At 54.0% G+C, this 24,519-nt stretch carries 21 protein-coding genes and 2 pseudogenes; 9 read left to right on the top strand and 14 right to left on the bottom strand.

Annotated elements, in window-relative coordinates; all coding sequences use genetic code 11:
• Positions 1-23: 23 nt before the first annotated feature.
• The gene (locus BLU89_RS20335) at positions 24-713 is read right to left on the bottom strand and encodes a LysR substrate-binding domain-containing protein (protein ID WP_245709811.1); all 690 of its coding nucleotides are present in this window, start codon (positions 711-713) and stop codon (positions 24-26) included.
• Positions 714-731: 18 nt separating this feature from the next.
• Positions 732-920: pseudogene (locus BLU89_RS22035) on the bottom strand (LysR family transcriptional regulator); the annotation flags it as partial.
• Between the two features lie 102 nt (positions 921-1,022).
• Between BLU89_RS22035 and BLU89_RS20330 the strand changes: the two are divergent.
• On the top strand, positions 1,023-1,247 hold the full coding sequence (locus tag BLU89_RS20330) for a hypothetical protein (protein ID WP_074739454.1): 225 nt from the start codon (positions 1,023-1,025) through the stop codon (positions 1,245-1,247).
• 1 nt (position 1,248) lies between these two features.
• Here BLU89_RS20330 and BLU89_RS20325 read toward each other — a convergent pair whose 3' ends face one another.
• Positions 1,249-2,991, bottom strand: a complete 1,743-nt coding sequence (locus tag BLU89_RS20325) for an adenylate/guanylate cyclase domain-containing protein (RefSeq protein WP_074739453.1) — start codon at positions 2,989-2,991, stop codon at positions 1,249-1,251.
• 242 nt (positions 2,992-3,233) lie between these two features.
• Between BLU89_RS20325 and BLU89_RS20320 the strand changes: the two genes are divergently transcribed.
• Both BLU89_RS20320 and BLU89_RS20315 read left to right on the top strand, forming a co-directional pair.
• Positions 3,234-3,638 (top strand): hypothetical protein, encoded by a 405-nt coding sequence (locus tag BLU89_RS20320; protein WP_143030643.1) that lies wholly within the window; start codon positions 3,234-3,236, stop codon positions 3,636-3,638.
• Positions 3,639-4,020: 382 nt separating this feature from the next.
• Entirely contained in the window at positions 4,021-4,482 is a 462-nt protein-coding gene (locus tag BLU89_RS20315; RefSeq protein ID WP_074739450.1) for a hypothetical protein, read from the top strand.
• A gap of 298 nt (positions 4,483-4,780) precedes the next feature.
• Here the strand turns inward: BLU89_RS20315 and BLU89_RS20310 are convergent, their stop codons facing one another.
• Positions 4,781-5,407 (bottom strand): dioxygenase family protein, encoded by a 627-nt coding sequence (locus BLU89_RS20310; RefSeq protein ID WP_083347834.1) that lies wholly within the window; start codon positions 5,405-5,407, stop codon positions 4,781-4,783.
• 49 nt (positions 5,408-5,456) lie between these two features.
• A complete protein-coding gene (locus BLU89_RS20305) occupies positions 5,457-6,290 on the bottom strand; it encodes a nuclear transport factor 2 family protein (RefSeq protein WP_074739448.1) in 834 nt (277 codons plus the stop codon).
• A 216-nt stretch (positions 6,291-6,506) separates the two neighbouring features.
• Here BLU89_RS20305 and BLU89_RS20300 point away from each other — a divergent pair, with 216 nt between their 5' ends.
• A complete protein-coding gene (locus BLU89_RS20300; RefSeq protein WP_245709812.1) occupies positions 6,507-7,400 on the top strand; it encodes a LysR family transcriptional regulator in 894 nt (297 codons plus the stop codon).
• A gap of 258 nt (positions 7,401-7,658) precedes the next feature.
• On the opposite strand, the gene BLU89_RS20295 is transcribed toward BLU89_RS20300, so the two are convergent.
• From BLU89_RS20295 to BLU89_RS20285, 3 genes are all read right to left on the bottom strand, one after another.
• Positions 7,659-7,952 (bottom strand): LysR substrate-binding domain-containing protein, encoded by a 294-nt coding sequence (locus BLU89_RS20295; protein ID WP_074739444.1) that lies wholly within the window; start codon positions 7,950-7,952, stop codon positions 7,659-7,661.
• A gap of 492 nt (positions 7,953-8,444) precedes the next feature.
• On the bottom strand, positions 8,445-8,936 hold the full coding sequence (locus BLU89_RS20290) for a GNAT family N-acetyltransferase (protein ID WP_074739442.1): 492 nt from the start codon (positions 8,934-8,936) through the stop codon (positions 8,445-8,447).
• 129 nt (positions 8,937-9,065) lie between these two features.
• Positions 9,066-9,971, bottom strand: coding sequence for a GNAT family N-acetyltransferase (locus BLU89_RS20285; protein ID WP_143030642.1), 906 nt, complete (start codon positions 9,969-9,971; stop codon positions 9,066-9,068).
• 518 nt (positions 9,972-10,489) lie between these two features.
• On the opposite strand from BLU89_RS20285, the gene BLU89_RS20280 reads away from it, so the two are divergent.
• On the top strand, positions 10,490-12,403 hold the full coding sequence (locus BLU89_RS20280; protein ID WP_074739438.1) for a hypothetical protein: 1,914 nt from the start codon (positions 10,490-10,492) through the stop codon (positions 12,401-12,403).
• A gap of 150 nt (positions 12,404-12,553) precedes the next feature.
• On the opposite strand, the pseudogene BLU89_RS20275 reads toward BLU89_RS20280, so the two are convergent.
• A pseudogene (locus BLU89_RS20275) lies at positions 12,554-12,783 on the bottom strand (integrase core domain-containing protein); the annotation flags it as partial.
• An 87-nt stretch (positions 12,784-12,870) separates the two neighbouring features.
• On the opposite strand from BLU89_RS20275, the gene BLU89_RS20270 reads away from it, so the two are divergent.
• A complete protein-coding gene (locus tag BLU89_RS20270; protein WP_074739429.1) occupies positions 12,871-13,551 on the top strand; it encodes an IS6 family transposase in 681 nt (226 codons plus the stop codon).
• A gap of 87 nt (positions 13,552-13,638) precedes the next feature.
• Here the strand turns inward: BLU89_RS20270 and BLU89_RS20265 are convergent, their stop codons facing one another.
• From BLU89_RS20265 to BLU89_RS20255, 3 genes are all read right to left on the bottom strand, one after another.
• Positions 13,639-14,373, bottom strand: coding sequence for a DUF3726 domain-containing protein (locus tag BLU89_RS20265; RefSeq protein WP_083347833.1), 735 nt, complete (start codon positions 14,371-14,373; stop codon positions 13,639-13,641).
• Positions 14,370-16,070: a hypothetical protein gene (locus BLU89_RS20260; RefSeq protein WP_074739427.1), complete on the bottom strand. Its 1,701-nt coding sequence runs from the start codon at positions 16,068-16,070 to the stop codon at positions 14,370-14,372. The genes BLU89_RS20265 and BLU89_RS20260 overlap by 4 nt, the downstream gene beginning before the upstream one ends.
• 104 nt (positions 16,071-16,174) lie before the next feature.
• Positions 16,175-17,137 (bottom strand): LysR family transcriptional regulator, encoded by a 963-nt coding sequence (locus tag BLU89_RS20255; RefSeq protein ID WP_074739426.1) that lies wholly within the window; start codon positions 17,135-17,137, stop codon positions 16,175-16,177.
• Positions 17,138-17,756: 619 nt separating this feature from the next.
• Between BLU89_RS20255 and BLU89_RS20250 the strand changes: the two genes are divergently transcribed.
• A complete protein-coding gene (locus BLU89_RS20250) occupies positions 17,757-20,846 on the top strand; it encodes a hypothetical protein (protein ID WP_074739425.1) in 3,090 nt (1,029 codons plus the stop codon).
• Positions 20,847-21,042: 196 nt separating this feature from the next.
• On the opposite strand, the gene BLU89_RS20245 is transcribed toward BLU89_RS20250, so the two are convergent.
• Positions 21,043-21,762 carry a dienelactone hydrolase family protein gene (locus tag BLU89_RS20245; protein ID WP_074739424.1) on the bottom strand — a complete coding sequence of 240 codons (720 nt, stop codon included), beginning with the start codon at positions 21,760-21,762 and terminating at the stop codon, positions 21,043-21,045.
• A 369-nt stretch (positions 21,763-22,131) separates the two neighbouring features.
• Here BLU89_RS20245 and BLU89_RS20240 point away from each other — a divergent pair, with 369 nt between their 5' ends.
• Entirely contained in the window at positions 22,132-22,527 is a 396-nt protein-coding gene (locus BLU89_RS20240) for a hypothetical protein (protein ID WP_074739423.1), read from the top strand.
• A gap of 177 nt (positions 22,528-22,704) precedes the next feature.
• Here BLU89_RS20240 and BLU89_RS20235 read toward each other — a convergent pair whose 3' ends face one another.
• Complete coding sequence (locus BLU89_RS20235; protein ID WP_074739422.1) at positions 22,705-23,550, bottom strand: DUF6920 family protein; 846 nt, start codon at positions 23,548-23,550, stop codon at positions 22,705-22,707.
• 137 nt (positions 23,551-23,687) lie between these two features.
• Here BLU89_RS20235 and BLU89_RS20230 point away from each other — a divergent pair, with 137 nt between their 5' ends.
• The gene (locus tag BLU89_RS20230; RefSeq protein ID WP_074739420.1) at positions 23,688-24,302 is read left to right on the top strand and encodes a TetR/AcrR family transcriptional regulator; all 615 of its coding nucleotides are present in this window, start codon (positions 23,688-23,690) and stop codon (positions 24,300-24,302) included.
• Positions 24,303-24,519: the final 217 nt, after the last annotated feature.

Genomic DNA, 24,519 nt, shown 5'->3' with positions numbered 1-24,519 from the left:
TTCATACTGCCAACTGCGAGGAACTATGCAGTAGCGACCCCTTGACCGGATCGCGTCTCCTGCTGCAGCCACTTTCGCACAACGCGGACGGCTCGCCGCCTTCCTGCGCGTTGGTTGGTGGCGAGGTAATATCCACCAAAACGAATTTCCACGTCGTTGAGGCGCACCAACGCACCCGTCTCAACCTCTGTTTGACAAAGGTGCTGATCCATCAGAACCGCCCCCAAGCCCGCCACGGCTGACTGGATTGACAGCAGCGCTCCTAATGGATGAGGCAGATCAAGAGTAGGAACCTCTTTCAAACCAGATTTTGAGAACCATTCTGGCCAAAGTCGGAAAGTTGCCTCTTCAATCAATGGGCCGGATGCCAGAGCCTCTAAATCAACCTTAGAGCTGGCATTGGGCGCAAAGCTTGGGGCGGCAAATGCTCTGACCAGAGATGGGAACAACAGGTCGTATCCTTCGTCTGGGTGGGTGCGGAGAAATCTTAAGCCCAGATCGAAATCGTGCGCTTCAATATCCATGACCTCCGCTGTGATCGAAAGTCGCAAGTCAATCTCCGGATGCGCTGCTTTTAGTCGCGGGAGTCGCGGCACCAGCCATTTTTGTGCTACGGCACTCTCTGTCGTCATGGTAACGACACCTTTGGGTGCAGAGGTCAAAGCATCAGTTGCGATGGCAATTTGATCAAGTGCGGGTGTGATCTGTCCCAAGTAGATTTGCCCCTGTTCGGTGAGGGCAACACCGGATTTTTGCGTCCGGAAGAGATGCACGTTTAGCTGCTTTTCCAACCCGCGAACGTGACGGGAAATTGCAGAGTGCGATACGTTTAATTCCTCCGCTGCGCGGGTAAAGCTACCTAACCTTCCAGCAGCCTCAAAGGCGCGTAGCGGATTTAAGGGCGGTAAAATTCTTGGCATGATCGATTGTGACTTTTTGGAACAATGAATGTCAAGAAACGGCGCTTGTGAGATTCCTGATTTGCTCTGATTTTAAGCGTATACCCAGAACAGGAGAGATACATGAAATATGCAGATCCTCGTGAGTTTGTATCACATCGTAAAGCCACAGTCCCAAGCGCTGAAGATTCGCTCACCTTCCTTGAAAAGATCAGGGAGTCGTTCCGTTCCCTGCTGACAAAGCGAAACGATCCTACGAGAATGAGCAAGGTTGAACGGCAAGATTCCGGTATCTCTGAAGCCGACGTCGATTGGCATATTGCACTACACGGACCCTTGGTAAAGTGAGTCAGTCAGGCAAACCAGCTTTGCGCAAACCGGTTGCCAGAACTTCGAAATCGCCCAGTTGCCGCCACATGGATTCATAGCCGCGCGCAAGAGTGGAAAGACTTTCTTCGGTCACCTCGATGCCACGGCTTCCAAATTCATCATGACGTTCCGCGATAAATTCCAGCAAGGCAGCCGCCGCCTCAGATTGCCGGCCAAGATGCGCGTAAGAAGCTGCCACGAAAGCCGCAGCCAACGAGTTGAGCCGCGCCTCTCCCATCAAGAAGCCGAGTGCTGCCTCATAGTTTCCGCAAAAAAACTCTATCTGCCCCATGATCCAATCAATGGACGACGGATGCAACGGGTCCAACCGCATCGCTTCCGATACGACCTCTCTCGCCTTCTCGTGCCTCCCCAGCAACAGAAAACCATAGCCGCACCACGCCATGGACTCCGCTTCGTTTTCGATCTGCGACAGCGTCTTTTCGAACTGCGCATTTGCTTCGTCCCAGAGGCGTGCGCAGAGATAAGCAAAACCCAGTTGATCTTGAATGTAGACGTCCCGATTGTCCAGTGCGGCGCCCTTTCGGGCGATTTGCAGGATGTGGTCAGAAGCTTCAGAGTCTGCCAATCCGAGCCAAAGATCGATAACATAGGTGTCTGAGAGGTACATGTAAGACCGAGCGATGGACGGATCGAGCGCAATAGCCCGTTCCAGCAAAGCTCGTGCTTTGGCCGTGTCCCTTGCATTCAGGCCATCTCGAAGAGCTTTGCTTCGTAGCATCAGCTCATAGGCCTTCATCTCATCTGCTGGCTTCTGCGCCGATCGGTCGACAACGTTGTGTTGAACACGTCCCGGAAGCACCGCAACGATGTTGCGGGCCACTTCGTCCTGAACGGACAGAATGTCTTCCAACTCGCGATCGTATCGTTCCGACCATAGTTGCGAGCCGGTAACAGCGTCAGCGAGCTGTATAGAAATCCTTACCCGACTGCCGGTCTTTCGAACGCTGCCTGTTACGAGATAATCGGCACCCAATTCAGCGGCGATCTCTGCCGGATCGGTTTCCTGTGCTCTAAAACGGAAAGATGCATTTCTGGAAATAACCTGAAGTGTGCGAAATCGAGACAACCCGGTGATAATGTCTTCTGCAATGCCGTCGCTGAAGAATGCCTGCTCGGGATCGTCACTCATATTGTGTAAGGGTAGAACTGCGATGGTGGCTTTGTGGGGTGTAGCCGCTTTCTTCGCGTCAGGCTGTGCTTGCTCCGCTCCTCCAATGCGCCAAGCCTTTACAGGCTCGGCGAGGTTCTTGATGGTATGTGTGCCCGCATCCTCCCACACGACCGAAATGCGGTTGCCAACCACGCGATAGACAGCATCCGAGACGAGCACACCTCCTGGCGGGGCAAGCTGCTCTAAACGAGAGGCTAGGTTGACGCCAGAGCCAAAGACATCATCCTCCTGCATGATAATGTCACCGAGATTGATGCCTATGCGGAAACGCAGCGGATCTGGCTCGTCCGAGCGCGCCTGCTGCCATTCGACGGCGCAAGAAACCGCGTCCGCAGCACTGTTGAAACTTGCCAAAAGACCATCGCCCATGAGTTTCACAATCCGTCCACGGTGACGATTGATCAGAGGAGCAACTGTTCCGTCTAGGTGAGCAGATAACGCAGCAAGCGTGCCAGATTCGTCTCGCTCCATACGACGAGTATAGCCAACCATATCTGCGACCAGAATTGCTGCCAGCTGTCGCTCCACGGTTGCCTCCCTGATCCTGCATAACGGCAGATGAAACAATAGGCCATCCGAAACTTAACGGTCAGGATTGTTGAACGGCAGTTCCGCGCTCGTTGAGATTACTCGTCCGGCACTTGCGTACGCAAACGCAGCGAATGACCGTAAAGGCAGATCTTATCTTTGTACTCGCGGGGGGTAGACCATTTGTATAAAAAGCACTCGTGCCAATTCCCGCACCGGAAGCAATAACGAGGTCGAATAAAATGCTTTTTCTCAGCGTCATTCTTAACCTCGTAGCGTCCTTAGGCGTATTGGCAATGGGACTAAAATATGTCCGCGCGGAACCTCCTTTGGACTATCATGCTGAAATCACCAAAAACGATGAACTCAGCGAAGCAACCCTGCGAATACTTGGTGCGCTTTACAAAGTGATGGGCGGTGGCTTTTTGTCACTTGGGATTGTTCTGGCCATGCTTGCGCTATTCGGCGTTTCCAACGACCTGCTATGGGCAAAACTGGCAATCCTCGTCGGCGCTTTTGTCGCTGGCAGTTTTTCCGCTTTTTTTCCTCGCGAAGTCGAGAAAGCTACTGGCGTAAGAACGCCTTGGCGGATCGCAGCGGCACTTACGGCACTGGTCGGAGTTGCTTTTGTGATCTCGGTTCTCTGAAGAGTCACATACGCGTATTTATGTCGCGTGAGTTCAATTGCTCATGTCTTCGAGTTACTGCATTGCATAGTTGAATTTAATCTGGCCGCTGTGGTCTCAAGAGCCGCCCAATGCCCCGCAGCGCACCCAGCTTTGGACCGGGTAAGACAGGCATTTCAGAGCAAAGGCCAATTCCTGATTTCTCAGTGCGCCTGCCAATCACCAGACATCCACGCTTTGGCTGGTGACGTTCGCTCCGCAAGCGGCGAACTCGGACAGAGAACCTATCTCGACATTGCATTGGCGCTTTCCCTGCACACCATAAGTGGACGGTCATCAGCGTTTTGCTGATTGTAAATGCTTCGACGGCCCCTAAGATGAGTGACATTTTTTGGAGAACCAAATGAGAACCCTACGGATCATCCAGCTTTTGGCGATACTTGGTGTTCCCGCCAGTGCTGACGAGCAACGCATCGAGATCAACAATGTCTACCCTCTGAACCAAGAGAACTTTGATCTTGGTGATCACATTTTTCACCTGACGGATAATACGGGCGGCTTTGAAGTAATTGAGGGTCCAGTGGATGGCGGGCCCGCCAGATGTTTGGGTTCGGGATTTGGATTCGAAGACGGCACCAACTCGATCAATGGAATATGCGTATTCGGTGAAGGTGATGATACTTTTACCATGCGATGGAAGGCTGGTGAGAAAGGCGCGGCAAACACTTGGGAAATCATCACCGGGACGGGGCGCTACGAAGGGATGACCGGCAGCGGCATCGCGACAACAGACATCGCCTCAGCATACCAAGCGTTGCCTCTGAGGCGAACTCACATAGTCGGAACAGTGGAAATCCCTGACTAGGACGGCTGCGCTTTTGTTTCTGAACAGTTTCGAATGGTCTGGAACTTTGTCGGTCTTAAGTGGCTTTCGCGGCCTGGTTTCAAACTTTCCGGGAATACTTGCTATAATGCGACGAACGGCCGCTTCGACGGGCCACACCGAAGCATTTTGAGACCGTGCTCAATGTCTGCTCTGGGCCGGCAAATGAAGTTATTAACCTTCGGCCTGCAAGGGTGCTACCGCATCGCAGTAAGTCGACTTCGAGCTTGTGTGGCGAATGCCGCGTGGAGCGGATTGTCGGCTACATCAACTTGCAAATTCAAACTTGTACGTCGACTTCAGTCTCGGTTCCTGAGGTCGTTTCAACAAAAACCATCGAAACGCTTTCAGCTTGTTCGTCTGAAAGGCGGCGGAAAAGGCTGTCGCGTTTGTTTTCGGGCTCACCAGCCACATAGAATTGCGTTGTGAGCAGTTCGGTATCGCCATCAAGGACTTTGACGTGGATATGGGGTGTACGGCCCGGATATTTGCCAGGTTTGATCGTGCGGAAACTATAGCGACCGCCCTCGTCAGTGATGTCATGACCGAAACCCTGAAAGCCCTTGTCATAGACCACATTGCGGCCGTCTCCTGGATGGAGGTATTTTCCATTGAGATCGCACTGCCAGATTTCGATCCTGTGTCCTGACCGAGGGGTACCTTTTCTGTCGGTTATGCGACCCCTCAGCGTGATCACTTCGCCGCCGGCTTCTTCCACGAGCCCCATGACCTTGACCAGATCGTTGTCTACATCTGGCATCCGCATGGAAGGCGTCGGATAGAATGGCCCTTCGGTGGCGCGGGGCGTCATTCCTGCTGCGTCAGCCCGACGCCGAAAGAAGACCTCTCCGGCAAGAGTGGCCAATCCGGTCAAAAGGTTGCGACGCGTGGATTTACTGGCTTTCATATCTGGCTCCTCTCGGATGATGGCAATCAGTATGCCGCCTCCTGTCTCTTCAGAACATACCGTTCCCGTGGGCGAAGTCCTCGGCGGCCGGAATCTCTTGTACGATATCCCAATGCTCCACGATCTTGCCTTCGTCATCGTGGCGCACAATCTCGATCACCGCATTGCCCCAATCGGCATATTCCACCAGCGCCATGGTCAGATCACCGTCAGAGATTGTCTGATGTACGGTGACATTGCCAAGTGTGCCGTCACTATCCTTGAAAAAGCCAAAGATGGGTTCGGTTCCGTTAGGGACTCTCGGGTTATGCTGAACGTACTCCGCACCGAAGAGTCGTTTCAGAGTTTCGATGTCCCCGGCGATCCCACGGTCAAAGAACTCAATCGCGTTCACCGTATTGCGCGCAAGATCCATGTTTGAGACGTATTTGTCCACATCTCCGCCGCCGTCGATCATCGAATTACCGTTGGCGGTTTCGGATTGGGGAACTTCGGTTTGGGTCGTGTCCCAGTGTTCGATGATCTGGCCGTTCTCAAAACGGAAGATGTCTCCAACGATGGCGGTCTCATTACCAATACTCACTCGTGCCTGAACGCCGACAAGATCACCCTGCGCCAGAACACGCGCAATTTCCCGCTGTGGTTTCATGCCGTTTTCTTTCATCGAGATCACGCTTGCCCGGATACCTTCACGCTCATCGGCTATGGACGGTGAATGCTGAATGTAGTCTGGGTGAAAAAGTTCATCGATCAATTCAACATTCTGAGCATCGAACATCTCAGTCAGGGCGCGAAGTGCCGCCGCCTTGTTTTCATTCTCGCCGGCAAAAGCGGGAACGCTCACGGCGAATAACATTGCTGATGCCACCATTAGATATTTCATGAGTTGCCTCCTAAGCAGCCAGATGGGGGACGTCTGTCAGCGTTTTGTAGAAATCCGACAGATTGATGATTTTGGATGTTTCAGCATGGAACCGCACCGTCAGCTCGCCTTGCGCTAAAACCTTCAATTGTTGCAGAGAACCTAGTGACCACATAACGTCACCTAAAGAGACAGTTTGTGGAATGACTGTCAGCTAAAAGGTGACGTTTGAAGAATGTGAACTTCAACAGGATCAGCTATTTTGTCGCCGTGGTGGATGCGGGTACGATCACCGGCGCAGCAAAAGCATTGAACATAAGCAAAGCCGTTGTCAGCAAGCAAATTCTGACCCTGGAAGAAGAGCTGGGCACGGCCCTTTTGCATCGCAACACGCGCCACATGCACCCAACAGATGCGGGACTTCGGTTTTATGAACAAGCCAAGGCAGCGCTAAACCAAGCCGAAGAAGCCTATGCGGAGGTCCAGTCTGGTAAAGCGATCCCCGAAGGACATTTTCGAATAACAGCGCCAGTGGATTACGGCACACTGCATCTCGCCCCGCTTTTGGCGAAATTTGTTCAGGGTAACGCAGGCGTCACGATTGATCTTCACCTCAGCGATGATCGACTTGACCCGGTTGAACACCATTTTGATCTTGGCTTCCGTGTCGGATGGCCGAGCGACTCATCAAATCAAATGCGCAAAGTCGGGACGTTCGAGGAATGGGTGGTTGCGTCACCCGGACTGGCCCAAAGTGTCACTGAGCCAAATCACCTGACTGGGCAATCTTTCGTCACCAACGCCGCCCTCAAAAATGCGACCACGTGGCAGTTTTCGAAAGGTAGCGAGGTTCAAGACATTACCGTCACTTCGTCTTTCAAACTCAATGCATCGCCCGCGATAAGCAGAGCCATCGCCGCTGGAGCGTGTTTTTCGGTATTGCCGGATTTTCTTGTCTATGACGATATCGCCGCGGGCCGACTGGTCCGCTTGCTGCCTGAATGGTCGCTCCGCGCAGGCGGTATTTATGCGATGACGCCCCCAACAAAGCATAAGCCGCTGGCCATACGGGCCATCATCGAAGTGATTGCGTCTTATCATCAGGTGGGTATGAGACAGACCTCTGGGTAAAAGTTCTCAGCAGTTGCAGACCTTGAGGTGATTGCCTTCAACGACGGGTTTGGTTGCGCAATCTGTATGTTCGCGTACCCTCTTTTTTGCAACTACGGTGAATGGTCGGTTTGGGGAGGCCGCACCACAGCTTTGGAGACGGCGATGATTGTCTTCTTTGGGCCGCTCGTGTGATCCGTCAATTGTGGGGTAGGGGGCAATTCTGCGCTGACTCTGAAGTCCGTTGTGAGCCCAATGAAGAACAAATTAAACTCTACCTCATTGCTTCAAATGCTCCACAAACATTTTCACCAACCGCCTTTTGCTCGAAGCTTTTGGTGAAAGACAGACATAACTTTTCTCCATCTTGAGCATTTCACTTACAGGCTCAATCAGAGCCTTGCTCTTTAGGTCGGGAAGCGCCAAGCGACGGGGAACCAAGGCAATACCATGTCCCGAGCGGGCGAGCGCCAATGCAATCGATGTGGAATTTACAGTATATCCAGAACGCGCGAAGTTCTTGTGAGAAAAGGCTCGCGGAGGCAACAACTTCTCCCAGGTTGGCTCGCTCATGAATTCTGGACCCCAGTCGTTGTGGATTAGTAGGTCATCGGAAACCCAACAATTGGTGCGATCATGCTTGAATGCACTTCGCTACCCCCTTTCGCAGCGGACATTCATGCTCACACTGGCTTACCGGTCTACGACTTCATTGCTTGCGAAGAATGGATGCAGCGAGCGGTCGTGCCAAAGCGTTACATGGGCCACATTTGAATGCCACACGACGCACCTGTGATCTTTGATCAGGTCAACATTATCTCTCAGAGCAAATCCCCACTTTGCCCGTATTGTGTGAATTCGAGCAGTTCCTGATCTTGCGCGCGCAGCGAATGGCGGCAATGCGGGCTGCGACCGCAGCATTGGGAAAGTGTGCTGAGAGTCCGCTAAGGGCCGAGTTGAGCTTCTTTTCGCGTCATCGGCACTTAATGACAGCGTGCGGATGACGACCGCGAAGAGCCCATCTACCCAATGCTACACCGGCATGGAATGCCAGCTTTCCGACACCTAGGCCGGGCGCAAGTTTTTCCTGAAGCCGCGATGTGCTCCGGTGTATCCCGCTCTTTCGTAAAACCGATGTGCGCCATCCCGGCTGCCGTGCACGAAGAGTTCGAGGAGGTCGCACCCGAGGTCCGTTGCCATAGCCTCAGCATAGGCAAGAAGTTGTCTTCCCACCCCCTGGCCTCTATTGGATTGGGCGACGCGCAGGTCTTCTACCAATGCACGCTTTACACCTTGGTATGACAATCCCGGAATTACGGTGAGCTGCAAAGAACCAATCACTGTATCTTCGAGTGTTGCGACAAGCACTTGGCTATTCGGGTCGCGTTCGATCTGTTCAAAGGCAGAAAGGTAGGTGTTTGCCTGATCTTGCGAGATAGTTTCACGTTGACGACCCTGCTCGTCATCCCAGAGCATATGCACGATAGCCGGTACATCAGCGGTTTGCGCATGTCGCAGTGCTATTGCGCCTGAAGGTTTGGGCTGGCTGGTTTTCATGTTCAGACTGCACCATAAAGAGTTTGTAACATCAATGAATTATAGGAGCCTTGAGGTCGAGTGACCGCTTCGACTCCGAAAAGCCGATGCTGCGGACTGTGCGGAGGTCAGTTTAGTATGCGCAGGGCTTCACACAGTGAATGACAGCAATTGATGCTCGGATACGAAACCAGCTTTCTCAAGGGTGGCTTTCGACGCAGTGTTGCTTGCCCCACATCCGCAGATCGGGCGTAAACCCGCGCTCTCAACTCTGTTGGCAATTTCGCTAACAATGTGGGTTCCCAGCCCTCTGCGCCGTAAGCTTGGAGCGACCATCATGCCGACATCGACAGCGTCGCTATCTTCAATAAAGCGGTTTGACACGCCACAACCAGTAATCTCTCCGTCTACTCTAACTGTCCAAAGCTTGCCGGTTTCTGCGAGACTGGTGATTTCGGCTTGTCTTGCAAAGAAATCATCATTGACTTCCCAAAGCGGGTCCACGTCGACTGGTGTGGCAGCGCTCATCTCAACGTTATGAAATGCTGTGCGAGTGCGTGTTTCGCGTTTTCTGAAAAGAAATCCTCCCACAGAGGCAATCCACCCAAGCTCCTTACAAGACCGCACCAAGTCAAGGTCGTAAGACTTGACCAGCGCCGTCGAGTAACCGTCTTGGTCGTGGAGATGAAGCAGCAGGCTCGTTGAGTTCTTAGGATTAGGACTGAAGAACTCGACCAAGGTCTTTCCATGTGTGACGGCATATGATCCATCGTCATGCGTCCAAAACTGTCCCAAACCAACCAGCTCTTCTAAGAAAAATTCCTGCGGTTCTTCGAGAGACTCGAGGTATTGTTGCCTCAACTGCAGTGACGGATCGGGGGAACGAGTGAATCCTGACATGTACGCTACAGTAAACGACTGCGTATCAAACCAACACCGGACATTGGCGCAGCCGCAGCAAATTGGCGCGCTGTCCCGCAGTTCGTGAGTTCGACTGAAACTTTTTTGCACGTGCAGCGAATGGCCAGTTTGAGGAAGCCGCACTGCAGCGATCAAAACAATTCTCAAGGTCCGGTTTGGGCCGATTCAGTACGGCAACTTGTGTGGTCACAGGTGATGCCGCACTGCACCCGAGGTCACCCTGTCGTTTGATGATCGGGGTAGGCAAATCTTGGGGTGACGAATGACGGCTCTCGATGCTGATGCGAGCATCGCGAGCGGGTTTGTGAGGATAGACAATCAAAACCGATGAAAATAGCCATTAGGTTTTGTTTCAGGGCTATGCCGCCACCCATCCGCTTCGCCTGGCGGATAGCTTGCCGAGGGAATTGGCCTAACGTCTACCGAGGATCTTGACCCCAAAATTGGGTTCTCGCCCCCCACGAAACCGATATGCGCTGTGCGGATTTGAGGTAAATCCACAAGACGATCAGGTTTTCTACAAGTACCTTCACTAAATCGGTGGCGGTATTTATCACACGCTTCTGAAGGTAGGATTGTGCACGATTTGAAAACAGTAGACAAACGCGCGCCGGATGGTGTGGAGTCGTAATAGTTAATTGAATGAGCCTATTATGACCGAAGACGCTCCACAACCTAGCTGGCAAGTGCATCCTCTTTTTGTAGTAGCGGGAATTGGCTTTGTCGTCCTTGCAAGCTTTGTGATCTATCTTGATGCCAATGCAGAAGAGCCGCCTCTCAGTGAGGAGGCGTTGGTGGAAGCCAAGGCCAACATGTGGGAAGTAACTGAAGAAGATGTTGTTTCGGCGTCAAGGCCCAAACCGCCAAAACCACCACGCTCGACCGAGGCAATAGCCAATAGCTTTGTCGTCGAGGCGCCAGATCTCGTTAAGTTAGGCTGGGGCTGGAGCCAACCTCGGGCTGAGGCCATCCCCACCGTGTGTGTGGAATTTGAAGAGACGGCACCGGATGACGCCCAGGAATCGACAATCAAGATCTCTGAAATACGCGACAGCTACGCACTGAATAAGGAGATGAATATATCCGCGTCGGTGTCGGTCAAATCAGTCTCGGCATCAGGCAGTGGCAAGGCGTCATTTGCAAAGAAAACGAATATATCATCCTCGTCTGTGACCTATCTGGTCAGTGCGGAAGTCTTGAATGCCGCCCGCATCGCGGGGCCAGTAGCGCACAAAGATGGTGGGCTTGCTGCTGTTCGCCTGACACCTGCAGCTGAGCGTTTGGCGAAACAGGACCTTGAGGCCTTTCAAGAAGTTTGTGGCGAAGGATATGTGGCGGCCCGGATGACAGGTGCACGTGCCTACATGGTGGCGTCAACTAAAACTTCCTCTAAGTCGGATCGTGAAAAGGTGCGTAGTTCCGTCAAAGGCAGTGGCTGGGGCGTGAAGGTTTCAGCAGCTGCAAAGGGCACGACAGCAACCAGCAGCGATCGATTTGAACGCTCGATGACCTACTATCAACAGGGCGGGTCCTTTCTGGTGCGCGATGACAAAGGCAATCTTGTGCCAGCGGTCATAGCGTCTCATCCTCAATCCGAAGCGGCGGCGGTTCCTGTTAAAGAAGAAGATGAACCATCAAATCCACAGCCATCGGATGCAGGGAAAAATCCGATCGAGTTTGACCCATCCGAGCTGCCTGAAAACGTCGATCAGGCGATTGCGCGGATCAAGCGCTTGGCCGAAGCAGCAGCACGTGCAGGAAAGACCTTTGAAGTGCGTATTGTGCCGTATCAGGTGCTCGAAAATTTCCCGCGAGGGCGCAACCTCTTGGCAGAGGAAGACGAGCTGGATGAAATCTCGGCATTATGGGGCGCCTACGCTACAATTTATAATGATCTAAAAGCCATTCTCGAAACGCCCGAGGATTACAAAGTGCCGGTCAAGACGTGTTCGGTCGTTAACCTGGCGGGAGACGCAAAGCCGCCTGTGGTCGCGGGTGATCTTGATAGGGCTCAAATCGAGTGCAGTATGTCGTTCATGCCACTTTCGGACGATAATGATTTGCCACTTGAAATGGTGGAACAGTTTCAGGACATGGCGTTAATTGCGCGTGGTCAAATCGAAGCTGCAGCTGGTGCTTGTTTGGACAGCGAAGAGCTTTGCACGTTCGATGCAACTCTGGTTCGCTCGCCTTATTCCGTACGAGCTGGGATGCCATTGTTTGTTCCGTCCGATGCAACTTCAACTGCTAAAAAAGATGACCTGGCCTCAGATCACATGGCGATTCACCTGCGCGAACCAAGTCAGGGAAGATGCGCCTATGGCGCGCGTACCCCTGGCTGTATCTCCAATGCAGAAATGCGGCGTTGGGCGATGCGGACCGGGTTGAAATCTGCGGTCGTTTCTGATCCCAAAACCGCACGACAGCGCATCAAAATAGCCTGTGCAGGCAGGACAGACACCGTGGTGTATTTGGGGGAAGCAAACGATCCTCGTGCACCAACAGTTTGGTTTTCGCCCCATGTAATATTGAGTGAGGATGATAAAGCCATTTGCGAGCCATCTTGATCAGTTGACAAAGATAGAATCGGATACAGGTCCAATCCGATGGCGTACAACGCAAGGTGGCTGGAATAAGACGTCATGTCCGTCGTCAGGGATTCTGGGACAGATGGCCGCGTGAGCTAAGAGAGAATCTGGCGCATCTGGTTGGTTTGATTATGCGGCGGATTTGCGGTGAAGCAAGCGCCGGGTTTCGATGGTCTTTCGTTTGATCCTTTCTCGTTGTTTTAGAATGGTCTGCCCGTGTCCGAAGTAGACATCAGCGGGCGTGAGGTTTGTTAGCTTTTGTGGTAGCGCCGGTGATTGTAGTGATCGACGAAAGCTTCGATCTGCTGCTGAAGGTCACCGGGCAGATAGTAGTTTTCCAATAAGATGCGGTTCTTGAGAGGGTTCTGTTGCAAACTTTCGGCCATTGACGCTTTCGGAGTTAGCGAGTGAATAACTGTCGGTCGTATCAAGTCGAAAGCCAGTTCATGATTTCCTTCAAGGGTGCACAGTATCCGAAGGATGTGATCCTATTCGCAGTGTTCTTCTATGTTCGATACGGCGTTTCCTATCGCGATCTGGAAGAGATCATGGCAGAGCGAGGTGTTTCCGTCGATCACACCACGCTGAACCGCTGGGTTACACGATACTCATGCGCAATTGCTGACATAGCACGCCGCCGCAAAGGCCCATGCGACCGCTCTTGGCGAATGGATGAGACTTATGTCAAGGTAAAGGGATCATGGGTTTACCTCTATCGAGCCGTCGACAAACATGGCAAAACTCTCGATTTCATGCTTTCACAACGTCGAAACAAACCGGCCGCGACAAAATTCTTCGCCCGTATGTTGGAGATCAATGGTCTACCGCGAAAAATCGTCATCGACAAAAGCGGAGCCAACACAGCTGGTATCAAGGACGTAAACAAGATGCTCAAAGGTTTTGGTTGCCCACTCCCGATCGAGATGGTGAGGCAGAAATACCTAAATAACATCGTGGAACAAGATCACAGGTTCATCAAGAGACGAACCCGCCCGATGCTTGGCTTCAAGTCCTTTGAATCTGCATCTGCAACTCTTTCTGGTATCGAAGTCGTGCACATGATCCGCAAAGGTCAATTCACGCCCGGTCTCTGTCCATTTCTACAGTTTGCAGAACTGGCCGCCTAACCCATCGGCACAAAAGCATGATTCCGAACAACCGCAAACTTTGCAACGGAACTTTCAGTCGGACCCCAAGGCGACTCCCAGAACGCTTCAGCTCGGGCCTGCACCCGCGCGCGAGTGTTGGTCGGAAGGAACAAGTATGGGCCAGGCGGCAGCGTTTAGCGCATCCCAGTGGTCCGCCGGCACTGCGATGCCCAGTTCCAGCGCGTCGTTGTAGTTGACCGCAAGCTGCGCCGCCGAAACCTCAAGCCGCTTCATCCCTGGTTGTTCCGCCTGACGGGTCACCGCATCCGCCAGCAGGGCAGGCTGGGTGGTGCACATGATGGTGACGGTTGAACATTCCTTGGCCACGTCGGTCTTTTCCACGCGCCAGTAATGCGGAAAGATCGCCCCGCTTTCAAAACTAGCACCGTGTGATCCGGTCTGATCCGTCCAGTAGGCGGATATGAAGATGCCTTGTTGAGCCACCAGCGACAGGCTGCGCAGGATCAGGTCGGGGTACCGGCAACTGGACAGCTCGACGATGGCAAAGCCTGCTTTTTGTGCCTTGGAAAAAGCCAGATGCGCGGCCAGTGAGCCATGTTCGCAAACATCCGCCCCACCTGCGTCGATGACAGCGATATCATCGTTCTCAAAAACCAAGCGCGGTGTCGCGCCGCCCTTTGGGCCGACGGGTGGCAGGGCTATGCGGTCGAAGCCACCCAAGCCGCACATATGAGACCAGGTGACCAGCTGTGCTGCGTCTTCATAGTCGCCGATATGGTGACCCGCGCCCTCATAGGCGCGCGACAGGGCCGCGATCATTTCGTTACGGGATACTCTCATGCCCGGGCCTCCTTCATCTCGGGTTTCAGTGGCAGGAACCAGCTTTCATATGTCTGGCCGATATCATCGATCAGAGGCGCGCCCTGATACATGGTGTTTCGTACCCAGAGCTTGGAACGCGGATCGAATTTGCCCACGCCGAAGAATGCGAGCTTGCAGCGCAACAGGTCCATCGGACGCACGTTGCGATCCGCCAGGTTGGCCCGAATCTCCGCGTATTTGTGTCGTGACATCGTCTGAATGCGCCGGACGATGCTCTTCATTGCAGGACGGCGCAGCAAGAAATGAACCACATCGCTGTTCGGTTGCTCCGCGAGATCCTCGACCAGCAGATCATAACACTCGCGAACACGCCGCCCGATCGGCAATGGCATTTGCTTTTCGATCCCCGGATCCGCCCCGGCGAAGCCTAGCCGCGGTTCCAGCTTTTCCTCAGAGCGATACCAGAAGGCGTCTGAGTTGCTCGGGTCGGAAAAATCGATCTCCAGAGCCCAATCGTAGCGAGTTTCGATTACTTGTCGCAACTCATCTGTGGTCATTGCCGAGTCGACTACCGTGTTGGGAATGACGGCAAAACTATCTTCCAGATCGTTCACCAACTCGGGATGAATTTCCAGACAGATGGCATGGATCAATTCCTGCGTCTCAAAGCTCCAGACGTCATGGGCATGATCCGACAGGACCGACCAGGTCTCTAGCGTGTCGCCCAGATCCGAAAGCCGTGTGTCCACCTCGTCGAGTTCCTCAATCAGTACACGATTGCGCTCAATCTGCTCGGCGTCACTTGTGACGCTTTCGGCGAAGTGCTGTTTGGCTTTTTGGATGAGCTCATGAAACAGGTTGATGCGCCATTCGGTCGGCGCGGCCTTGTGCAGAACCTGAGCAAGTGCGGTCTCCCGCATTTCTACCCATTGACTGAACAACTCACCGTGGTTCACCAAATAAGGGGCCATGCCCAGACCCGTAGAGTTACCGATCCCAAAAAAACGTTTCAGACGATCATCAAGCGTCACGGCGGTTTTGGGAGCGCCCGCTTTGGCAATATGGTCGACCTGATCCAGGCTGAATTGCCGCAACATGTAGCAAATGAACATTTCCGGCGCGAAGGGGCGGTTGAAATCGGTAAATTTGCTGCGCACCTTGTTCCAGTCCGCCATGCCCAGCTTGCCGCTGCCATAGACTGCCGTGGTGCGATAGAGGTACCCGACCTGGGCAATCCGATCGGCATCCGGCTGACGACCGGCGCTGAGTTCTTCCAGCACGTAGTTGAAGAGCCGCGAACTGCGGTTGGCACGCGATAGGCTGAAAACCCGTGCATCAACCCGCCCGGCTTCCTGTTTGGGCACATTTCGGCGCAGATCTTCCAGCCAGAGTTTATCCACTTCGCCTTCACACAGCGCCATGGTCAGATCCCAGCTCGTTGCGATCACCCGGTCATTGCGTTCTTCGTTCGATAGCGGATTGGAAAACAGCACAAAGCTGAAAATATCATTCGGCGTTTCAATCCTGTAGATTGCGGTGCCATACCCGTCAGTGTCGAGGTCGAATCGCGACCGTTCGATGGTCCACTCTTCCTTCATGATCCGTCGAACAAGCGTGCGCATGAAGCTGAGGGTCGAGGAATGCAATGACCCAAGCCTGGCAAGGTCCATGACTTCGGCTTCGGGCCGCATTCTATCCGATATAGCTGTGAGCATGTTGTGCCCTCCTTGGCTAATGGCGCGTTCACCAACTGCTTCACGCAGAGGGAGGGCAAAGTAAAATTTGAAGAATCGAACGGCTTATTGGAAAAACAAATATATCAAGATAAAGACGTAGCTGATTTCACCGTATGGTTTGGAAACATTGAAGAAATTTCATGATATTGGCCCAGCAGAAATTCTGTGAATTTATCGGCGGCAGAGGAAAGCGGGCGATTTTTCGGGATGATCAACTGCAGTTCCCGATACAGCTCCGGCTCAGAAAGGCTCCGGTAAACCAGCGATGGATTTAGATAATCCGGGGCGGCCAATGCGGGCAGGGCAGAAACCGCTTCGCCGCCTTCGATGATACCGACCAATGCCGCAATCGTGAGCACGGTGAAATCGGGCGATAGAACACAAGTTGGCAAGCCCTCAACACCCTTGGTCAAGCGGCTGGTTCCGGTATCTGGCGCCATGCCGACAAAGGACAAGTCCGTCAAGTCGGACCAGGTCAAAGGGCTTTTGCGTCGCGCCAGTTTGTGATCGCCTCGGCAGATCAGCCCCATCTGATCCCGCAAGAATGGCTGGTAGTTGAGCTCGGTATTGTCAGACCAACTGTTGGAAATCCCGAAATCCGCGTCCCCGTTCAGAACCTGTGCTTCGACGCCGCGCCCGTTATCGTCCTGCATGTGGATTTTCACGTTGGGCGCCAGCGCAGAATAGCTGCGTATGGCTTGCGGCAAGATCCGAATGGCGATAGACGGCAGTACCGCGACAGTGACACGGTTTTTCTGCTTTTCCGCGCTTGTGCGGGTTGAAAGGATGGCGCTTTCCACATCCGCCAGTATCTTTTCCGCTCTCGGGAGAAACTCTTGCCCCAGAGGTGTCAAAGAAACGGATCGGGTTGTCCTGGAAAGCAACGGGACCCCAACGATCTCTTCAAACTGCTGAATGCTCAGTGAAAGGGCAGGTTGTGAAATTGCAAGTTCCTGTGCTGCGCCGCTAAAGGACCCGCAATTGGCGACGCTGACAAAAGCGCGGAATTGCTTAAGTGAAAGGTTGCGGGCGATCTTATTGTCCATGTTGTCACCATACCTGTCTTGGGATTCACGTTGAACAGGACAAAACGCCTAGGGGCTAGGGTTCACCCAATTGATTAGAGTTTCTGTACGATTGTTTTGTCCAGATTTCCCATCGTCATCTGCTCCAAATTGCTGCACATCGCACGAATGTCTGCTTTGGGGAGGTGGTTAGACTAAATTTTGGAAGGCGCGAACGGCGGCATTGGGTCGTTCGGATCCATCAATGCGAATGCCTTCTTCGAGGATATTCCGAACCGCCTCATCTGATGGCCCGCTTTAAAAGCAGCATGGTGTCCTTTATCTCAACATCGGCACTTTCGCCGAAAGTTGTGGAATACTACTATTTGCCATCCTGTCCTCGCAGACATGCGTTGTCCGAAATGCACGAGCGGGAGGCGACAGCAGCTCACGGGTGACAGCGCCCACGGAATCAGGCAGCGGATTTTGCGGGAATCGGCAGTTAATGCTACCATTGCCTTGTTGGCAGGATAGCCGATGGGTTTCTCCGGCCATCGCGCATCGTTATACTATTTCGCAACAAATACTTTTTCAGCCGTTCGGCCGGGCGATCCGGGGCCTCTGGGCCAGCGTTTCAGGATGCTATTGAACGGAGGCAGACATGCCGGAAACTGTATTTGAACGCGCGCCAGACGGCGCAATCATCGGACTTCAGCATCGTGGCGACCCCCTTGCGGGGCGCGCAAAGGGAAGCAGCGCACTGGATGTGGCGCAGGCTTATGCGGCCGAAGTCGCAGGCCACTACCGGATTTCGCCCAATCTTCTTGATCGGCTGGGTGAGCCTGTTGCGGGCAAGTTCGATCGCGAGGAGGGCAGCAAGCTTCGGCTGGAAGAAGCCAAGGCGGTCCAATCCTTTCTGATCTTCACCTTCCGTCAAACCCTTCACGGTATTCCCGTCTGGGAGCGCGGTCTGACACTGCGTATGGCTGGCGACGACAATATAGTCACCGGATCGTCTTCGAGCATCGTTTCCGACATCGACCCCGGCAAGGTCTCTACCCCGCCGGCAGGCCGTGAAAAGCAAGCTGGCACGGTCCTGCGCGAAGCCGCGAAAGGCGCGAAGTTCACGAAATTCAAGGTCAACGACATCCGTGATTTCGTCTATCGCTACGACGCTAAACATCGCCTGCCACACAAAGAACCGGGCGAAGTCGAAGGCGCCGAGTTGACCCCATTACCAGACATCGGTCGGATGCCAAAAGACATCAAGGACGGCGACTGGCGTTTCGCTAGCCTTGTCCATTTCGGCTGCAAACTTCCCGACTATGGCGAACTGAACTGGCGGGCGCTGGTCGACTGGCGGACCGGCGCGGTGCTATACATCCGACCGCTGGTAGGTTGTGTCTCGGGCTATGTCTTCACCGACGACCCGATATCGCTTTCGGGGGATTCTCAGCTTGATCCAACGGCGCCGGTCGCTCTTTTGAACGCCCAACGCGAACTGGTAACGCTGGAACGGTTGATCCTGCCGGGCGGCGGCGCGCCAGTGGAGCTAAACGGCGAACTTGTGGCAGTGCGTGACCTCGATACGCCGAACATCGCCCCGCCGACCGAAAATAATGGTGCCGCATCGGTCTTTGACTATGCCGCCGACACCGACGATTTCGCGGGCGTCTGTGCTTATTACAACCATGATTTCCTGTATCGTTTCGTCCAGTCGTTGGGCTTTGATCTGCCCAGCTATTTCGACGGGGTAACTTTTCCAGTGGATGTGGATCACCGCTGGTTCAACCCCATTGCAGGGCCGGTGAATGCCCAGGCACCCGGCAATGGCCTGGGTAACGGCGTGCTGCGATTCCGCTACGCACTTGCCGCCAATGGGTCCACAGTGGGCATGGCCACTGATTCACGAGTATCGGCACATGAGTTTGGGCACGCGGTGCTGTGGGATCATCTCAGTTCACCCAACTTCGGCTTTTGCCATGGTTTCGGCGACGCGCTGGCAGCAATACTCTACGATCCAGAGGGCATCGCGCCGGACCGTTTCCGTACCTTTCCTTTCAGCAACCTGATCACGCGGCGATGGGACCGGTCAGTCGCTTCGGGCTGGGGCTGGGGCGGCACGATGGACGTAGGCGGGTATCTGTCCACCGAGATCAACGCCACCACGCTGGGCCGGATCTACCGATCGCTGGGCGGCGATTCTCTGGATCTGGACGAAAGGATCCACGCCAGCCGGTACACAGTATACCTAATCCTGCAGGCAGTTCCGCTTTTGGCGGGGATCGTGCCCAACACGGTAACAGGGTTTTCCAGTGCCTTACAGGAATCTGATCGCAACACTGCCAATTTCGACGGTGCAGCCGGAGGTTGGGCACACAAGGTGGTGCGTTGGGGCTTCGAGAAGCAGGCGCTTTACAACGGAACTCCACCTGATGTGGACGTCTTCATTGATGACGGACGGCTGGGTGAATACCCTTGGCACCAGCAAGACGACGACGCCCCTGGTATCTGGAACCGGCACCGCCCAGATGGAGGCGCCAGCCACGAAACACCGCGCTGCTGCGTCGAGAATTACCTCTATGTCAGGATCGGCAATCGAGGCGATTATCCAGCCGAAGCAGTCACGTTGTCACTGGCCCACGCAACGGAGGACAAGGGCGCCACGTGGCCGGATGACTGGAACCCGCTGGTAGTGGGAGAACCCATCGGCCAGCCAGTGCATTGCGGTGACGAAGTGATCGTCGGCCCGATTCCATGGTGCCCCATGGACCTGTGCGAGGAACATATCCTTGCCAGCGTGGACACGCCGGACGACCGCAGCAATGTCGAGACGATTGCAAGCAGTCTGCCCGTAGCGCGGTTGGCGCTTGGTGACAACAACGTCGCCCTTCGCCGAATGGAGGTAAACCGCGCCGAAGATGACACCCCTTGCTGCGAGGAGGAAGAACCGAAGATGACCTATCGTTATGCAGTCAAGTTCGTCTGCGGCTGTTCCAAGGGCCGCATTTTGTCCCAGGGCCGTTATCACACGGCAATCAACATCGGCAACGGCAGCGGAGAACCGGTGCGTTTCCGCAAACGGGTGTCCTCTGCCTTGCCAAACGAGAAACCGGGCAATGTCTCTGCCAGGACGAAAAACAAACTCGGACCTTGGGAATCGATGGAGATAGATTGCGAGGACGTGGCGCGACATCTGCGGGTGGCCGAGTGCTGTTTCCTGAAGGGGTTCGTCTTTATTGACAGTGAAATGCCGCTGGACGTGGTCGCTGTCTATACTGCAGCGCATGGTGAAGGCGAAGTGGAAACCATCGATGTCGAACCGGTCGTGCCTCGGCTGATCAAACAGATGCCGCCCCCGCCTCCTCCTCCACCGCCTCCGGAAACGGAAGAGAAGCCAGATCTGATCCCGGTGCAGCCCTTCCGGCCCGGCCCGCCACCTTTCCCGGCTTGGTATTGTGAGGAACCGCGCAAGTTGAGGATCATTGTGCGCAACATCGGCGCAGGGGCCGCTGGACCTTCGACCACGCGGGTCGATTTCTTTCAGAGCGGCGTGGTGGTCGATCTGCCAACGCCAGCGCTGGCTCCAAACGGCGGTGAAACCACCCTGTCGCTCGTGTTCCCGGACGAGGTCAAGGGTGGCGAGCAGATTCCCTTCAAGATCACCGTTAATGCCAATCCGGCCGATGGTGTGACGGAGACAGATACCATCAATAACAGCGACTCCTCCTCCTGCGGCCTGGCCAGCTAGGACGCGTCGCGGGTAGCCCGGGCCTGTATCGGCCCGGGCTGCGCGGCCACGAATTTTCAGTCGTACAACTCCATTGCGTTCAAGGTATAAGTCTCGTTCGTGGGGTAGCTTTCGCGCTTACGGCGAACGAATGGTTTGACGGGTCGCAGCGCAGCGACCGAGTGTGGTGGTCAACAGCAGGTTTGGGCCGTAGGCATCAGGGTGATAGGTGCTGTGCCAAAAACCCTTCGAGGGCTGCCCAGTATTCTGCGCTGTCACCACTGTCCAATGCAGATGAACCATGACGCCCGGACCCATTTGGGATAAATCCGATAACAGGGCTTGTGATCATCGCTTGTAGTGGTGTCCATAGCCCAGTTTCATTGCGGGCAGCGGTCAAAAAGACCGGCACTGCGATCTTGCCAACCTCGCGCGCGACGTAATCACCAGACCCGTAATATTCACCCGGTGAAAACGACATGACTGCATCGGCAAAGTTACGGTCTTTTGCCGCCAACACCAGTACCAGCCCTGCGGAGTAAGATGACCCCAGAACGCCAACCTTTTGCGCGCCTGCGGTTTCCCGTGCCCATTCTGAGGCGACGACCAAATCTGGGATTGCGTCAACGAATTCTATGCCGCCCCCGGCCGTCGCAACCGTTTCATTCTGCACGCCATTAAATTGACCACCCGAGCGTTGATCCACTGCAAGCGTGGCGTAGCCAAGGCCATTCAATCTTTCGGCGATATTCAGGTACTCGCCTCGGCTGGCACCCGCCATGTGATAGAGATCGATGACTGTTTTCGCATTGGCATCAGGCGTCTTGAAATCAGCGGTAACGACAACACCGTCAGACGCTTGAAACCGAACGATCTCTGCTTGTGCAGGAATGCAAAGCAATAGCGCGACGGTCAGTGGAGTCAGCAAAAATTTCATAGGGAGGCCTTTCAAGTTTGCAGCTGAGCGTAACGAGCCCCTCCGCAGCTTGAGAATAACGATTTTGAGAGACCTGGGGAACTGCCTGGACGAGTTCCCCGATCCATGAATGTCTCCTTCGGGCCGGCCAAGTCGCAGCCTGGGGCATTTATGTCTCGTTGGCTGCGCTGAAGTTGAATGTCCGCTCCTATGCGCAGATTCTTACCGGAACCAGTCAAGTTCCAGCCGTGCGATGCCAGTGATTTGAGGCAACGTAGTGGTGTACGGATGCCGGTGTTTTCGTTTCTTTGATCCGCATTGAGACACGCATGTTGAGAACTTTGAACCCAGGATATATTTTGACCTGATTGCGAACGAAGGGAATTGTTCATGAACAGGACTACTGCACTAGCGTTTTTAGCGTTCCTCTCGGCAACCTCGGCATTCGCAACTGTTGAGTTGTATTGCGAAGACCCTGATGGATCAGGCGCAGTTGTTGGTGTCGGATTGGGAACGGTTCCTGGTCTCGCAGTCGTGAGTGCGACCATTCACGCAGGCGGCAAACACTGGAGCCTAACAGAAGTTGATGGTGCGATACCAATCATCGTGGCGCAGGGGGCAGATGTCGATATGCGCACTGTAATCGACTTCGCCGATCCCGAATACAGCCGGATCGTTGCCTCGGTTCGATTGATAACAGCCGTCGAAGGTGACGAATCCGTCACAGTGGGCACGCTCACGATACCAGAAATCGGTGTCTTCCCGCTGGTTTGCGAAGGGCCGTAGCGGTCCGATGTCGCGCAATGTATGGAGGTCAACTCGGAGGAAGCGGCCACCCCAAATTCTGCTTTGCTCGAATGTCTGAAATGGGCTGGGAATGAAATTCAGTTTCTGAATTTCGTGCATGGAACCGTCACCTTGTAAAAGGACTTGGCTGTAATTCTGAGGCGTTGTGTTTGTGTCCTACTCAAATACGATGCTGGTGATCTTGGCATCAAAAAATGGATAGACCTCACCCTTAGCAGCGCGGGATATTGTGAAGCTGTGTGGGATCATCATATTGTCAATCTGGCGATAATCTGCGCGGGTGACATGCTCGCCAGAACCATGATACGGCGTATTCAGGTCTCCATCCTGTTCCGTCGACAAAAACGTGATCTGCCCCTCCGAGTTGAAGTGAAATAGCATGTCTGCGGTTAAACCGTCAGCGCGAATAACAGCGCGCGCAGTCATGTCGTCGACTGCCTCCCAGACGACGGGGCCACCGGGCAACAAGGCCTGTGGGTAGAGTGGGCTTTCCAGCAGCCAGCGGCGCAGGGAAATTCGGTTCAACTCATCCGAACCCTGTTCATCGACCACGGTTATTGTAGACATGATCTTGGCCTTCATTTCCATTTCACCTTCGGCGAAAAAGTCATAGGGGCGTGCCCAAACGCCGGGAAAGATCGGGGTCGTCGCTGAAAACATCAATGCGGGGGTTCCAATGGCAATTACCTGCTCAGCGGTCGTGGGTTCAAAGTGCTCCATCAATGGGCGGCGGAAATCACCTTCGGCCTCTAGGCTCACAACGCTGTAGGGGTCGACTGGGCCACGGAAGGTATAATCGAAATAGCGCTGTACAGGGGCAGGAAGCCTTGCAACCTGCAAAGTGTTAATCTGAGGCGCCGGGGTATCTGACGCGATAGCTATCACCCGTTCGCGGAAGGCCAGAATGTCACTTTCGGTTCTGCCGGATTGATACCAGATATAGCTTGCTAGCAAGGTAAGAAGCAGCCCTGCACTGTATCCGACATAGCGTAAAATGTTCATCATCCATCTCCGGTTCATTAGATGTAATCCACGTGAGGTATGCAAATATTGTTCGAATGGTACATATATGTACACTTGTTGACGTAAGCCGTACATACACGTACGATTGAGGTCAAGATAAAACTGAAGGCAGTGATATGAGTGACAAAAAACAGGCCCAGCGACGCAGGCAAATCGAGTCAGCTGCGCTGGAATTGCTGGCCGTAAAGGGATATCGCAAAACCAGCATGCTACAGATTGCAAAGCGCGCGTCGGCGTCAAATCAGACGCTTTATGCGTGGTACGGCAACAAACAGGCCCTGTTCAAAGACATCATTGATCTAAACGGGCGCGCGGTGCGGGGGTTCTTGAAACACGCATTAAATGAACACGAGGATCCGCTTCAAGTACTCAAATCTTTGGGCATTCATTTGTTGCGTTTCACCACCGATAGCAAAGCAATCACCATGAACCGCGCAGCCATCACCGACGCGACCGAGACCAGCGTACTGGCAGAGGCGATTGATAGTGTTGGTCGCAACGAGGTGTTTGCGCTGATATGCTCGCTTATGGATGACCTCGCAAAGAGGGGCACTTTTGGACTGGATCTGGATGCCGAGGACGCAGCGAACAGCTATATCAGCTTGTTGTTTGGCGAGGTTCAAATGCGCCAGGCTCTGGGTGTTATGTTGCCCTTGACCGAGGAAGAAATCCACGAACGGGCAGTGCGGGCATTTGAACTGACTTGTCGGTTGTACAAGAATCCTAACTAGATAATAGCATTCTGTAGGATTGCAGCTCTGATCTGGGAGAGCGTGCATTCACAACACACTGTCAGATGGCAGGTTTGTCCGCAGACTCCCAGTTGGTTGTCGGCTCGATTTTGCGCTCGCAGCGAACGGCCTGTGTGGATAGCTCCTGCATAGCAAGACATTTTTGAAAGTAATTTCGCACTGGTCAGAAGCAGACGTGTGTCCGGCCTGTTTGCGC

The sequence above is a fragment of the Ruegeria halocynthiae genome, from assembly GCF_900106805.1.
Taxonomy (GTDB): domain Bacteria; phylum Pseudomonadota; class Alphaproteobacteria; order Rhodobacterales; family Rhodobacteraceae; genus Ruegeria; species Ruegeria halocynthiae.
This window is presented reverse-complemented; position numbering and strand designations above follow the sequence as displayed.